Genomic DNA, 13337 nt, shown 5'->3' with positions numbered 1-13337 from the left:
CGCATGTCTGATGCGTACGCGGGCCGGCGGGAGCGTCTGAGGGAGCATTGCAGTGCGGCCGGGGCCGATGCGGCGCTGATCACCCGGGCGGCGAACGTGCGGTACCTGACCGGGTGCCCGCCGTGCGGCGCGACGCTGCTGCTCACCCGGGAGCAGGTGCTGCTGGCGCTGCCGGACGACCTGCCGCCGGACGACACCGGTGAGCACCTGATCGCCGAGGACGTCACCCGGGTACCGGTGGCGGCGGGGGCGGACACCGCGCTGGCGGCCGCCGCGGCCGCGGCCCGGCTGCAGGTGGCCGACCTGGCGGTGGAGGAGCACGACCTGACCGTCACCCGGCACCGGGCGGTGGCGGGCCTGGCGGAGGGCGTCCGGCTGGGCGACCTCGGCCGGGCGGTCGAACGGCTGCGGGTGGTCAAGGACGAGCACGAGATCGCCGACCTGCGGATCGCGGCCGAGATCGCCGACCAGGCGCTCGGCGAACTGCTGGAGTCGATCCTGGTCGGCCGCACCGAGCGGCACCTGGCGATGGAGCTGGAGCGCCGGATGATCGACCACGGTGCGGACCGGGCGGCGTTCCCGGTCTCGGTCGGCACCGGCAGCCACTCCGGCCAGCAGGCCCACCAGCCCACCGACCGGAGGGTCGAGGAGGGCGACTTCCTCACCGTCGTCCTCGGCGCCCAGTACCGCGGGTACGGCGTCTCCACCGCCCGGACCTTCGTGATCGGCGCGGCCCCCGCGCCCTGGCAGGTCGAGCTGCACCGGCTGGTGTTCCGGGCCCAGCGGGCCGGGCGGGAGGCGCTCGGCCCGGGCGTCGAGCAGTACGTGCCCGACCAGGCCGCCCGGGAGATCCTCCACGCGGCCGGGCACACCGAGAGCTCGCCGCACCCCGTCGGGCACGGCATCGGGCTGGAGATCCGGGAGGCCCCGCGCCTCGGGCCGTCGGACATGGGTAAACTGGACAGCCGCGTGCCGGTCACCGTCGGCCCAGGGGTTCACCTCCCGGGTCGGGGCGGTGTCCGGATCGAGGACACGCTCGTGGTGCGCCCCCTCGAAGAGGGCGGGCCCGAGCTGCTCACCATCACCACCAAGGAGCTCCTCGCCCTGTGACCCGCGGCCGCCCGGAGGCGGCCGCAGGCGGCAGGACGCACCCCTTGGTTCCTTGACAGCTATATCCAGGAGTAAGTGCGCCCGTGGCTTCCACGAACGATCTCAAGAACGGCATGGTTCTCAAGCTGGAGGGCGGCAAGCTCTGGTCCGTCGTCGAGTTCCAGCACGTCAAGCCCGGCAAGGGCCCGGCCTTCGTGCGCACCAAGCTCAAGGAGGTCCTGACGGGCAAGGTCGTCGACAAGACCTTCAACGCCGGCACCAAGGTCGAGACCGCCAACGTCGACAAGCGCGGCATGCAGTTCTCGTACAAGGACGGCGAGAACTTCGTGTTCATGGACACGGACACGTACGACCAGACCACGATCGAGCCCGCCGTCGTCGGCGACGCCGCGAAGTACCTGCTGGAGGGCTTCGAGGCCCTGGTCGCCATGTACGAGGGCGCCCCCCTGTACATCGAGCTCCCGGCCTCGGTCGAGCTGACCATCTCCCACACCGAGCCGGGCGTCCAGGGCGACCGCTCCACCGGTGGCTCCAAGCCGGCCACCCTGGAGACCGGTGCCGAGATCGCCGTCCCGCTGTTCATCGTGACCGGTGAGAAGATCAAGGTCGACACCCGCGACGGCAGCTACCTCGGCCGGGTGAAGTAAGTCCGTGTCGGCCGCACGCAGCAAGGCCCGTACGCGAGCCTTCCAGATCCTCTTCGAGGCCGACCACCGCGGGGTCGACCCGCAGCGGGTCCTCGCCGACTGGGTGGCCCGGGCCCGGGAGCCCAAGCCGGACGAGGGCACCCCGCAGGTCGGTGAGTACACCATGGAGCTGATCGAGGGGTACGTCCAGCACGCCCGCCGGATCGACGACCTCATCTCCGAGTACGCGGTGGGCTGGACGCTCGACCGGATGCCGATCGTGGACCGCAACGTCCTGCGGCTCGGTGCGTACGAGCTGATCTGGGAGGACGGCGTCCCGGACGCGGTCGTCCTGGACGAGGCCGTCGAGATCGCCAAGGAGTTCTCCACGGACGACTCCCCGGCCTTCGTCAACGGCCTGCTCGCCCGCTTCCTGGAGCTCAAGCCGAGCATCCGCCGGTAGCAGCACCCCGACGCACGGCCGCCGGATCCCGTCAGGGGTCCGGCGGCCGTCGTGCGTTCGCCCCGGGTGGCGTATGTTGGGGGCCTACTCGCCAGTAACCTGGTGCGCCGGTGACCCCGCTCGCCGGTGACCCCCGCAGCGAAGGGCAGGCCACCCCCCATGACCACGGCGATCCGCAGCGAGTTCGACCAGGGCATCGCCCTCACCCGGCACCCGGCCGAGCCGGGCCGCTACGACGGCGAACTGGGCGCCGGCTGGCAGATCGGCGGCGGCGTCAACGGCGGGCTGCTGCTCGCCATGGCGGGCCACGCCCTCTCCCTGGAGCACGGCGACCACGCCGACCCGGTCTCGATCAGCGGGTACTACCTGTCCGCCTCCCACCCCGGTCCGGCCACCGTCCGCACCGAGGTGCTCCGCGCCGGCCGCTCGCTCTCCACCGGCACCGCCTCGCTCAGCCAGGACGGCGTGGAGCGGCTGCGCGTGGTCGCCACCCACGGCGACCTCGCCGACGCCGCCGGAGACGTGCGCACCACCGCACAGCCGCCGCAGCTGCCGCCGCCGGACCAGTGCATCGGCGTCGAGCACGCCCCCAAGGAACTGATCGCGCAGGCCGCCCTGCTGGAGCGGTTCGACCTGCGGCTCGACCCGGCCACCATCGGCTGGGCGCTCGGGCAGCCCTCCGGCCACGGCCGGATCCAGGGCTGGTTCCGGCTCGCCGACGGCCGCGAGCCCGACCCGCTGCTGCTCCTGCTGGTCGCCGACGCCCTGCCGCCGGTCACCTTCGACCTCGGCATGCCCGGCTGGGCCCCCACCATCGAGTTGACCGTCCACCTGCGGGCCAAGCCGGTGCCGGGCTGGCTGCGCGTCACCCACGCCACCCGCAACGTGGCCGGCGGCTACTTCGAGGAGGACGCCGAGGTCTGGGACGAGTCCGGCCGCCTCGTCGCGCAGTCCCGCCAGCTCGCCCGGGTCCCGCGACCGGCGTGACCGGGGCGGCCTGACGGCGTGGTGCGACCGGTCCGGCCGGGCCGGCCGCACCACGGTCGGGGCCTCCGGCGGCCGCGACACGCCCGCCTCACGGTCGGTTACATTCCTGTGACACGCCGTACGTGTGCGACACGCGGGGCTGGGGAGGACAACGGTCGACGGCAGCCCCGCCGCCGACCGCCACCGCCCCAGGAGCCTCCGATGAGCCGCAACGGCCGCGCCCGCCGCACCCCCGACTGCACTGCCGCCGGCCCCCGCCCGCGCGCGCGGTCGCGGCACGAGCGCCGCCGGGCGGACAGCGCCGAACAGGCCTTCGTCATCGGTGTGCTGACCAGCGCCGCCGACTTCGAGCGGGCCGGCGCCTGGCGCCTGTCCGACGCCCCGGACTACGACAGCTACCTGCGCGACACCGCCGAGCTGCTCGCCGAGGCCCGGCGCGGCTTCGACACCGTCCGGGCCCGGATGTTCCACCCGCAGGACTTCGAGGAGTTCTGCCTGCTGCACGGCCTCGACCCGGCCGAGCCGGGCGCCCGCGACCGCTACCTGGTCAATCCGCCGCTGCAGACCCAGCTGCTCGCCTACCAGGGCGAGGACCTGGCCGGGGACTTCGTGCCCCGGCTGGTCCGGGCCCGGGAGAACGGGCTGACGCTGCGCCACGCGGACCTGCTGCTGGACGGCGGGCTCTACGAGGAGCGCGGCCGCTCCGTGCGGGAGGCCTACCAGCGCGGCGCCGAGGTGTTCCGGCGGATGCTGGTCGGCGCCGGCGGCGGCGTGTACGAGCTGCGCCTCGCGGTGGACGCCCCCGGCGGCCGGCTGACGGCCACCGCCCGGGTGCTCCAGTGGGAGGACGGCGTGGTGCGGATCAACGACGAGGACCTGGAGCTGGTCTGCGCGGTGCTCTGCGCGGGCCTGACCAGGGAGCTGCCGGCGCTGGCGGTGCTGCACGGCACCCGGGGCTCGGCGGCGGCCGACGAGCCCCGCGGCGGGGCCGCCGACCGGGGCTTCCGCCGGACGGCGTGGGCCTGGGCCAGCGGCGGACAGGACTGGGCGCCGACCGCGGCGGCGGTGCGGCTGGACGGCGTGGCGGCGGAGCCGGGCTACAGCCTGGGCACGGTCCGCTGAGGGCCCCCGTGGACCCCCGGGCCCGGCGCCGGCGGCCGCACGCGCGACGGCGCGGCCCCCGGATCGGGGTGCCGCGCCGTGACGTTTCTGCTGGGCCCTGCCTGTTCCTGCGGTCGGGAGCCGGTGCGGGCGAGCCTCAGCTCGCCTCCTCCTCGCGCACCGCACGGCGCGCGTCGGGGTTCAGGACGCCCCAGGAGATCAGCTGCTCGGTCAGGATCGACGGCGACTGGTCGTAGATCACGGCCAGGGTGCGCAGATCGTCCTGGCGGATCGAGAGCACCTTGCCGTTGTAGTCACCGCGCTGGCTCTGGATGGTCGCGGCGTAGCGCTGCAGCGGACCGGCCTTCTCGGAGGGGACCTGGGTCAGTCTCTCCAGGTCCAGGACGAGGCGCGGCGGCGGCTCGGCCGCACCACCGGGCGTACCGCCGGGCAGCAGCTCCTGTACCGGGACGCCGTAGAACTCCGCCAGCTCGGCCAGCCGCTGCACGGTGACCGCACGGTCACCGCGCTCGTACGAGCCGACGACGACTGCCTTCCAGCGCCCCTGGGACTTCTCCTCGACACCGTGCAGGGAGAGCCCCTGCTGAGTGCGGATCGCTCGGAGTTTGCCTCCGAGTTGCTTCGCGTAGTCGCTGGACATTGATCTCCCCGGACGAGATTGCTTCGCGTTCAGTGGTGGGTCACGGGCGATTGCCGACGCCGTTACCGGTGGGTTCGACGTCAGTCTCGTAACTCACTGTGAGGTTACGTAGAGTGAGGTAGCTGCGTCAAGCCGAATGGGGCAGTCGTGCGAATGGCCCGCATCGGCGGTGCGTCGAGGACGTTAACCGGGTGAAGCGGAATCATGGAGGCCTGTTTGCCGTCGGCCGCGCTGGTACGATGACCGGAGCCCGCGCCGCGTCGGCGGGGGCGTTCCAGGCATCCTTTAAGGCCCGTCCAGTGAGGCGGGGAAGGAGGTCCGCTTCGGCATGACCGCAGAACACGAAACGACGCCGCGCCCGCCGCACCAGGTGCTGGACGGCACGGACATCGCCCGGGTGATCACCCGGATAGCGCACGAGATCGTCGAGCGCGCCAAGGGCGCGGAGGACGTCGTGCTGCTCGGCATCCACACCAGGGGCGTGCACCTCGCCCGCCGCCTGCGCGACCGGCTGGCCCAGATCACCGGCCGGGAGATCCCGTTCGGGACGCTGGACATCACCATGTACCGGGACGACCTGCGGCTGAAGCCCGCCCGGGCCCTGGAGCACACCGAGATCCCGGCCGGCGGCATCGACGGCAGGCTCGTCATCCTCGTCGACGACGTGCTCTTCTCGGGCCGCACCATCCGGGCCGCGCTCGACGCGCTCAGCGACATCGGCCGCCCGCGGGCCGTCCAGCTCGCCGTCCTGGTCGACCGCGGCCACCGCGAGCTGCCGATCCGCGCCGACTACGTGGGCAAGAACCTGCCCACCTCGCTGCGCGAGGCCGTGCAGGTCCGCCTCGCCGACAGCGACGGCGTGGACGCCGTCCTGGTCGGCGACCGCGACACCGCGGCCGCCGCGCGGTCCCCGCGCGGTGAGCGCAGCTCGCAGGCCCTGGCCTCCCGGCCGTCCGAACCGCACCTCCCGGAGTAACCCGCGTGAAGCGCCACCTCGTCTCCGCCGCCGATCTCACCCGCGACGACGCGCTGCTGATCCTGGACACCGCCGAGGAGCTGGCCCAGCTCTCCGGACGGGCCGTCAAGAAGCTGCCTACGCTCCGTGGTCGAACCGTCGTCAACCTCTTCTTCGAGGACTCCACCCGCACCAAGACCTCGTTCGAGGTCGCCGAGAAGCGGCTCTCCGCCGACGTCATCAACTTCTCCGCCAAGGGCTCCTCGGTCTCCAAGGGCGAGAGCCTCAAGGACACCGCGCTGACCCTGCAGGCGATGGGCGCCGACGCCGTCGTCATCCGGCACCACGCCTCCGGCGCGCCGGCCCGGCTCGCGCAGTCCGACTGGCTGCACGGCAGCGTCATCAACGCCGGTGACGGCACCCACGAGCACCCCACCCAGGCGCTGCTCGACGCCTTCACCATGCGCCGCCACCTCAACGCCGGCCTCGGCCGCGACCTGGCCGGCTGGCGGGTGACCATCGTCGGCGACGTCCTGCACAGCCGGGTGGCCCGCTCCAACGTCCACCTGCTCACCACGCTCGGCGCCCAGGTCACCTTCGTGGCCCCGCCGACGCTGGTGCCGATCGGCATCGACAACTGGCCCTGCGAGGTCAGCTACGACCTGGACAGCGTGCTCCCCAAGACCGACGCGCTGATGATGCTCCGGGTGCAGCGCGAGCGGATGAACGCCGCCTTCTTCCCGACCGAGCGCGAGTACAGCCGCCGCTACGGCATGGACGGCAGCCGGATGGCGAAGCTGCCCGACCACGCCATCGTGATGCACCCGGGCCCGATGGTCCGCGGCATGGAGATCACCGCCGAGGTCGCCGACTCGCCGCGCTGCACCGTGGTCGAGCAGGTCGCCAACGGCGTCTCCGTCCGGATGGCCGTCCTGTACCTGCTGCTCGGCGGCGCCACGCTCGCCGACGCCGCCCCCCGCACCGACTCCGTGGAGACCGCTCAGTGACCACCTACCTGATCCGCAACGCCCAGATCCTCGGCGGCGCCCCGCAGGACCTCCACCTCGCCGACGGCGTGGTCAAGGAGATCGGCACCGCGCTCGCGGTCGAGGCGGACATCGAGATCGACGCCACCGGCCTGATCGTCCTGCCCGGCCTGGTCGACCTGCACACCCACCTGCGCGAGCCCGGCCGCGAGGACGCCGAGACGGTGCTCACCGGCACCCAGGCCGCCGCGATGGGCGGCTTCACCGCCGTGCACGCGATGGCCAACACCTTCCCGGTGGCGGACACCGCCGGTGTGGTCGAGCAGGTCTGGCGGCTCGGCCAGGAGTCCGGCTACTGCGACGTGCGGCCGGTCGGCGCCGTCACCGTCGGCCTGGAGGGCAAGAAGCTCGCCGAGCTGGGCGCGATGCACGACTCGGCCGCCGAGGTGCGGGTCTTCTCCGACGACGGCAAGTGCGTGGACGACGCGGTGATCATGCGCCGGGCCCTGGAGTACGTGAAGGCCTTCGACGGGGTCGTCGCCCAGCACGCCCAGGAGCCGCGGCTCACCGAGGGCGCCCAGATGAACGAGGGCCAGGTCTCCGGCGAGCTCGGGCTCGGCGGCTGGCCGGCCGTCGCCGAGGAGGCGATCATCGCCCGTGACGTGCTGCTCGCCGCGCACGTCGGCTCCCGGCTGCACGTCTGCCACGTCTCGACGGCCGGCTCGGTGGAGATCATCCGCTGGGCCAAGGCCAAGGGCTGGAACGTCACCGCCGAGGTCACCCCGCATCACCTGCTGCTCACCGACGAGCTGGTCCGCTCCTACGACCCGGTGTACAAGGTGAACCCGCCGCTGCGCACCGCGGCCGACGTCCAGGCGCTGCGCAAGGCGCTCGCGGACGGCACCATCGACGCCGTCGCCACCGACCACGCGCCGCACCCGTCCGAGGACAAGGACTGCGAGTGGGCCGTGGCCGCGATGGGCATGGTCGGCCTGGAGACCGCGCTCTCGGTGGTGCAGCAGACCATGGTCGACACCGGCCTGCTGAACTGGGAGGGCGTCGCCGACCGGATGTCGCACCGCCCGGCCCGGATCGGCCGTCTCACCGGCCACGGGCGGCCCGTCTCGGTCGGTGAGCCCGCGAACCTGGTGCTGTTCGATCCCGCGTACCGTGGTGCCGTGAATCCCGACAGTTTCGCCACCCGCAGCCGTAACACCCCCTACCGCGGTCTGGACCTGCCCGGACGGGTGCACGCCACCTTCCTGCGCGGCGCCGCCACCGTGCTGGCCGGCGAGCTGGTCGAGCAGGGCGGGCTCGCGTGAACACCTTCGCCCCGCTCGCCCAGGAGCAGGCCAAGGTCACCAACTGGCCCGGGTACATCGGCTGGGCCGTCGGCCTGCTGCTGGTGATCGGGCTGGTCTACTGGCTGATGCGCCAGGGCTGGAACTGGCGGCGCACCCTGCAGTCCGGCATCCCGCCGCTGCCCGCCGTGCCGGCTCGCGCCGGCCGGACCATCCTGGAGAGCAGCGGCCGGTACCACGGCACCACCACCGCCGGGAACTGGCTGGACCGGGTCGTCGCGCACGGCCTGGGCACCCGCAGCCGTGCCGACCTGACCCTCGGCGCGGACGGCCTGCTGGTGCAGCGCCCCGGTGACGTCGACTTCTGGATCCCGGCCGAGCACCTGACCGGGGCCCGGACGGACTCCGGGATCGCCGGCAAGGTCGTGCCGTCCGGACTGCTCGTCGTCACCTGGACGCACGAGGGCACCGCACTGGACTCCGGCTTCCGGGCCGACCACCCCGACGAGCACGCCGCCTGGGTCGAGGCGATCGCTCACCTTGCAACACGTACGCAGACGAAGACGGAAGAGGCCGCTCAATGACCGCACCTGCCCCCACCACGCAGCGCCAACGGCGGGACCGCGTCCCCGCCGTGCTCGTCCTGGAGGACGGCCGGACCTTCCGTGGCCAGGCCTACGGCGCGATCGGCGAGACCTTCGGCGAGGCGGTCTTCAACACCGGCATGTCCGGTTACCAGGAGACCCTGACCGACCCGTCGTACCACCGCCAGGTGGTCGCGATGACCGCCCCGCAGATCGGCAACACCGGCTGGAACGACGAGGACGACGAGTCCAACCGGATCTGGGTCGCCGGCTTCATCGTGCGGGACCCCGCCCGGGTCGCCTCCAACTGGCGCTCGCGCCGCTCGCTCGACGAGGAGCTCGTCAACCAGGGCGTCGTCGGCATCAGCGGCATCGACACCCGCGCCCTCACCCGCCACCTGCGCGAGCGCGGCGCGATGCGCTGCGGCATCTTCTCCGGCCCGGCGCTGGCGGACGACGCCGCCCTGCTGGCCAGGGTGCAGCAGTCGCCCGAGATGAAGGGCGCCGACCTCTGCCCCGAGGTCGCCACCAGCGAGCCGTACGTGGTGCCCGCCGTCGGTGAGAAGAAGTTCACCGTGGCCGCGCTGGACCTCGGCATCAAGGCGATGACCCCGCAGCGGATGGCCGAGCGCGGCATCGAGGTGCACGTGCTGCCGGCGAACTCCACGCTGGAGGACATCTACGCGGTCAACCCGGACGGCGTCTTCTTCTCCAACGGACCGGGCGACCCGGCCACCGCCGACCACCAGGTCGCCGTGGCGCAGGGCGTGCTGGAGCGCAGGACCCCGTTCTTCGGGATCTGCTTCGGCAACCAGATCCTCGGCCGCGCGCTGGGCTTCGGCACCTACAAGCTCAAGTACGGCCACCGCGGCATCAACCAGCCGGTGCAGGACCGCACCACCGGCAAGGTCGAGGTCACCGCGCACAACCACGGCTTCGCCGTGAACGCACCGCTCGACAAGGTGAGCGACACGCCCTTCGGCCGGGTCGAGGTCTCCCACGTCTGCCTCAACGACGACGTGGTCGAGGGTCTCCAGGCGCTGGACGTGCCCGCCTTCAGCGTGCAGTACCACCCTGAAGCGGCAGCCGGCCCGCACGACGCGGCCTACCTCTTCGACCGGTTCGTCGCGCTCATGCGGGGCGACGACAAGAACAGTGTTGAGCTCATGGAGGGCCAGCGTGCCTAAGCGCACCGACATCAAGTCCGTCCTGGTCATCGGGTCCGGCCCGATCGTGATCGGCCAGGCCGCCGAGTTCGACTACTCGGGCACGCAGGCCTGCCGGGTGCTCAAGGCCGAGGGCCTGCGGGTCGTCCTGGTCAACTCCAACCCGGCCACGATCATGACCGACCCGGAGATCGCCGACGCCACCTACGTCGAGCCGATCACCCCGGAGTTCGTCGAGAAGATCATCGCCAAGGAGCGCCCCGACGCCCTGCTGCCGACCCTCGGCGGGCAGACCGCGCTCAACACGGCGATCGCGCTCGACGCCAACGGCGTGCTCGCCAAGTACAACGTGGAGCTGATCGGCGCCAAGGTCGACTCGATCCACAAGGGCGAGGACCGCGAGCTCTTCAAGGGCGTCGTCGAGGCCGTCAACGCCAAGATCGGCCACGGCGAGTCGGCCCGCTCGGTGATCTGCCACACCATGGACGAGGTGCTGGCCGGCGTGGACACGCTCGGCGGCTACCCGGTCGTGGTCCGGCCCTCCTTCACCATGGGCGGCGCCGGCTCCGGCTTCGCCCACAACGAGGACGAGCTGCGACGCATCGCCGGCCAGGGCCTGACCCTCTCGCCGACCACCGAGGTGCTCCTGGAGGAGTCCATCCTCGGCTGGAAGGAGTACGAGCTGGAGCTGATGCGCGACAAGAACGACAACGTCGTGGTCGTCTGCTCCATCGAGAACTTCGACCCGATGGGCGTGCACACCGGTGACTCGATCACCGTCGCCCCGGCGATGACGCTGACCGACCGCGAGTACCAGATCCTGCGCGACGTCGGCATCGCCGTCATCCGCGAGGTCGGCGTCGACACCGGCGGCTGCAACATCCAGTTCGCGGTCAACCCCGAGGACGGCCGGGTCATCGTCATCGAGATGAACCCGCGCGTCTCGCGCTCCTCAGCGCTGGCCTCGAAGGCGACCGGCTTCCCGATCGCCAAGATCGCGGCGAAGCTCGCCGTCGGCTACACGCTGGACGAGATCCCCAACGACATCACCGAGCAGACGCCGGCGTCGTTCGAGCCGACCCTCGACTACGTCGTGGTGAAGGTCCCGCGCTTCGCGTTCGAGAAGTTCCCGAGCGCCGACGCGACGCTGACCACCACCATGAAGTCCGTCGGCGAGGCCATGGCCATGGGCCGCAACTTCCCCGAGGCGCTCAACAAGGCGCTCCGCTCGCTGGAGAAGAAGGGCTCCCAGTTCACCTGGGCCGGCCCCGTCGGCGACAAGGCCGCGCTGCTGGAGAAGGCCGCGGTGCCCACCGACGGCCGGATCAACACCGTCATGGAGGCCATCCGGGCCGGCGCCACCGAGGAGGAGGTGTTCGAGGCCACCAAGATCGACCCGTGGTTCGTCGACCAGCTCTTCCTGCTGGACGAGATCGCCGCCGAGCTGGCCGAGGCCGACAAGCTCCACCCCGAGCTGCTGCGCCACGCCAAGCGGCACGGCTTCTCCGACCAGCAGATCGGCGAGATCCGCGGCCTGCGCCCCGACGTGGTCCGCGAGGTCCGGCACGCGCTGGGCATCCGCCCGGTGTTCAAGACCGTCGACACCTGCGCCGCGGAGTTCGCCGCCAAGACCCCGTACTTCTACTCGTCCTACGACGAGGAGAACGAGGTCGCCCCGCGCACCAAGCCCGCGGTGATCATCCTCGGCTCGGGCCCGAACCGCATCGGCCAGGGCATCGAGTTCGACTACTCCTGCGTCCACGCCTCCTTCGCGCTGGCCGACGCCGGGTACGAGACCGTGATGGTCAACTGCAACCCGGAGACCGTCTCCACCGACTACGACACCTCCGACCGGCTCTACTTCGAGCCGCTCACCCTGGAGGACGTGCTGGAGATCGTCCACGCCGAGCAGCAGGCCGGACCGCTGGCCGGCGTGATCGTCCAGCTCGGCGGCCAGACCCCGCTCGGCCTGGCCCAGGCGCTCAAGGACAACGGCGTGCCGATCGTCGGCACCCAGCCCGAGGCGATCGACCTCGCCGAGGAGCGCGGCGCCTTCGGCCGCGTGCTGCGCGACGCCGGCCTGCCCGCCCCCAAGCACGGCACCGCCTTCTCCTTCGAGGAGGCCAAGGCGATCGCCGACGAGATCGGCTACCCCGTGCTGGCCCGCCCGTCCTACGTGCTCGGCGGCCGCGGCATGGAGATCGTCTACGACGAGCCCTCGCTCGCCTCCTACCTGGAGCGGCACGCCGGCCTGATCTCCGAGCACCCGGTGCTGATCGACCGCTTCCTCGACGACGCGGTGGAGATCGACGTCGACGCGCTCTACGACGGCACCGAGCTCTACCTCGGCGGCGTCATGGAGCACATCGAGGAGGCCGGCATCCACTCCGGCGACTCCGCCTGCGCGCTGCCCCCGATCACCCTCGGCGGCTACGACATCAAGCGGCTGCGCACCTCCACCGAGGCGATCGCCCGCGGCGTCGGCGTCCGCGGCCTGATCAACATCCAGTTCGCCCTCTCCGGCGACATCCTGTACGTGCTGGAGGCCAACCCGCGCGCCTCCCGCACCGTGCCGTTCACCTCCAAGGCCACGGCGGTGCCGCTGGCCAAGGCCGCCGCCCGGATCTCGCTCGGCGCCACCGTCGCCGAGCTGCGCGCCGAGGGCCTGCTCCCGGCCGAGGGCGACGGCGGCACCCTGCCCGCCGACTGCCCGATCTCCGTCAAGGAGGCCGTGATGCCGTGGAGCCGCTTCCGCGACATCTACGGCCGCGGCGTGGACACCGTGCTCGGCCCGGAGATGCGCTCCACCGGCGAGGTCATGGGCATCGACAAGGTCTTCGGCACGGCGTACGCCAAGTCGCAGGCCGGTGCCTACGGCGCGCTGCCGACCAAGGGCAAGGTCTTCGTCTCCGTCGCCAACCGGGACAAGCGCAACCTGGTCTTCCCGGCCCGCGCGCTGGTCGGCCTCGGCTTCGAGATCCTCGCCACCGCCGGCACCGCCGAGGTGCTGCAGCGCGGCGGCATCCCCGCCACCGTGGTGCGCAAGCACAGCGAGGGCGAGGGCCCGAACGGCGAGCGGACCATCGTCCAGCTGATCCACGACGGTGAGGTCGACCTCATCATCAACACGCCGTACGGCACCGGTGGCCGCCTCGACGGCTACGAGATCCGCACCGCCGCCGTCGCGCGCGCCGTGCCCTGCCTGACCACCGTCCAGGCCATGGGCGCCGCCGTCCAGGGCATCGACGCGCTGCTGCGCGACGAGGTCGGGGTGATGTCGCTCCAGGAGCACGCCCAGCTGATCAACGCCGGCCGCACGAAGTAGCACCACCGCAGTGGGGGGCACCGAACCGCCGGGTGCCCCCCACTGCCATGCCCACCACCCTTCTTTGCGACG

Annotated in this window: 12 protein-coding genes; 11 read left to right on the top strand and 1 reads right to left on the bottom strand. The window is 72.2% G+C overall.

Annotation, left to right across the window (positions count from 1 at the left end; all coding sequences use genetic code 11):
- Window positions 1-3 precede the first annotated feature (3 nt).
- The 5 genes from ACWDRR_RS04465 to ACWDRR_RS04445 all read left to right on the top strand — a co-directional run bounded on the left by ACWDRR_RS04465 (window position 4) and on the right by ACWDRR_RS04445 (window position 4308).
- Window positions 4-1110, top strand: coding sequence for a M24 family metallopeptidase (locus ACWDRR_RS04465; RefSeq protein ID WP_449770685.1), 1107 nt, complete (start codon window positions 4-6; stop codon window positions 1108-1110).
- Window positions 1111-1193: 83 nt separating this feature from the next.
- Window positions 1194-1757 (top strand): elongation factor P, encoded by a 564-nt coding sequence (gene efp / locus ACWDRR_RS04460; RefSeq protein ID WP_329486783.1) that lies wholly within the window; start codon window positions 1194-1196, stop codon window positions 1755-1757.
- A gap of 4 nt (window positions 1758-1761) precedes the next feature.
- Window positions 1762-2199: a transcription antitermination factor NusB gene (gene nusB, locus ACWDRR_RS04455; RefSeq protein ID WP_329486782.1), complete on the top strand. Its 438-nt coding sequence runs from the start codon at window positions 1762-1764 to the stop codon at window positions 2197-2199.
- Between the two features lie 159 nt (window positions 2200-2358).
- Window positions 2359-3186: a thioesterase family protein gene (locus ACWDRR_RS04450; protein WP_449770684.1), complete on the top strand. Its 828-nt coding sequence runs from the start codon at window positions 2359-2361 to the stop codon at window positions 3184-3186.
- A 201-nt stretch (window positions 3187-3387) separates the two neighbouring features.
- A complete protein-coding gene (locus ACWDRR_RS04445) occupies window positions 3388-4308 on the top strand; it encodes a hypothetical protein (RefSeq protein WP_449770683.1) in 921 nt (306 codons plus the stop codon).
- A 136-nt stretch (window positions 4309-4444) separates the two neighbouring features.
- Here the strand turns inward: ACWDRR_RS04445 and bldD are convergent, their stop codons facing one another.
- Complete coding sequence (gene bldD / locus ACWDRR_RS04440) at window positions 4445-4948, bottom strand: transcriptional regulator BldD (RefSeq protein ID WP_031072501.1); 504 nt, start codon at window positions 4946-4948, stop codon at window positions 4445-4447.
- A 328-nt stretch (window positions 4949-5276) separates the two neighbouring features.
- On the opposite strand from bldD, the gene pyrR reads away from it, so the two are divergent.
- The 6 genes from pyrR to carB are packed head-to-tail and all read left to right on the top strand — an operon-like array spanning window position 5277 to window position 13265.
- Window positions 5277-5924: a bifunctional pyr operon transcriptional regulator/uracil phosphoribosyltransferase PyrR gene (gene pyrR / locus ACWDRR_RS04435; protein ID WP_449770682.1), complete on the top strand. Its 648-nt coding sequence runs from the start codon at window positions 5277-5279 to the stop codon at window positions 5922-5924.
- 5 nt (window positions 5925-5929) lie between these two features.
- Window positions 5930-6910 carry an aspartate carbamoyltransferase catalytic subunit gene (locus ACWDRR_RS04430; protein WP_449770681.1) on the top strand — a complete coding sequence of 327 codons (981 nt, stop codon included), beginning with the start codon at window positions 5930-5932 and terminating at the stop codon, window positions 6908-6910.
- Window positions 6907-8211, top strand: a complete 1305-nt coding sequence (locus ACWDRR_RS04425) for a dihydroorotase (RefSeq protein ID WP_449770680.1) — start codon at window positions 6907-6909, stop codon at window positions 8209-8211. Before ACWDRR_RS04430 ends, ACWDRR_RS04425 begins: the two co-directional genes overlap by 4 nt.
- Window positions 8208-8774, top strand: coding sequence for a PH-like domain-containing protein (locus tag ACWDRR_RS04420; RefSeq protein ID WP_449770679.1), 567 nt, complete (start codon window positions 8208-8210; stop codon window positions 8772-8774). The genes ACWDRR_RS04425 and ACWDRR_RS04420 overlap by 4 nt, the downstream gene beginning before the upstream one ends.
- A complete protein-coding gene (gene carA / locus ACWDRR_RS04415) occupies window positions 8771-9961 on the top strand; it encodes a glutamine-hydrolyzing carbamoyl-phosphate synthase small subunit (RefSeq protein WP_449770678.1) in 1191 nt (396 codons plus the stop codon). The genes ACWDRR_RS04420 and carA overlap by 4 nt, the downstream gene beginning before the upstream one ends.
- Window positions 9954-13265, top strand: coding sequence for a carbamoyl-phosphate synthase large subunit (gene carB / locus ACWDRR_RS04410; RefSeq protein ID WP_449770677.1), 3312 nt, complete (start codon window positions 9954-9956; stop codon window positions 13263-13265). Before carA ends, carB begins: the two co-directional genes overlap by 8 nt.
- Window positions 13266-13337: the final 72 nt, after the last annotated feature.

The organism is Kitasatospora sp. NPDC003701 (assembly GCF_053587085.1).
This window is presented reverse-complemented; position numbering and strand designations above follow the sequence as displayed.

Excerpts from the sequence above, each read along its gene's own strand:
- ACWDRR_RS04465 (WP_449770685.1), top strand. The coding sequence starts at position 4 with ATGTCTGATGCGTACGCGGGCCGGCGGGAGCGTCTGAGGGAGCATTGC.
- ACWDRR_RS04450 (WP_449770684.1), top strand. The coding sequence starts at position 2,359 with ATGACCACGGCGATCCGCAGCGAGTTCGACCAGGGCATCGCCCTCACC.
- ACWDRR_RS04445 (WP_449770683.1), top strand. The coding sequence starts at position 3,388 with ATGAGCCGCAACGGCCGCGCCCGCCGCACCCCCGACTGCACTGCCGCC.
- bldD (WP_031072501.1), bottom strand. The coding sequence starts at position 4,948 with ATGTCCAGCGACTACGCGAAGCAACTCGGAGGCAAACTCCGAGCGATC.
- pyrR (WP_449770682.1), top strand. The coding sequence starts at position 5,277 with ATGACCGCAGAACACGAAACGACGCCGCGCCCGCCGCACCAGGTGCTG.
- carA (WP_449770678.1), top strand. The coding sequence starts at position 8,771 with ATGACCGCACCTGCCCCCACCACGCAGCGCCAACGGCGGGACCGCGTC.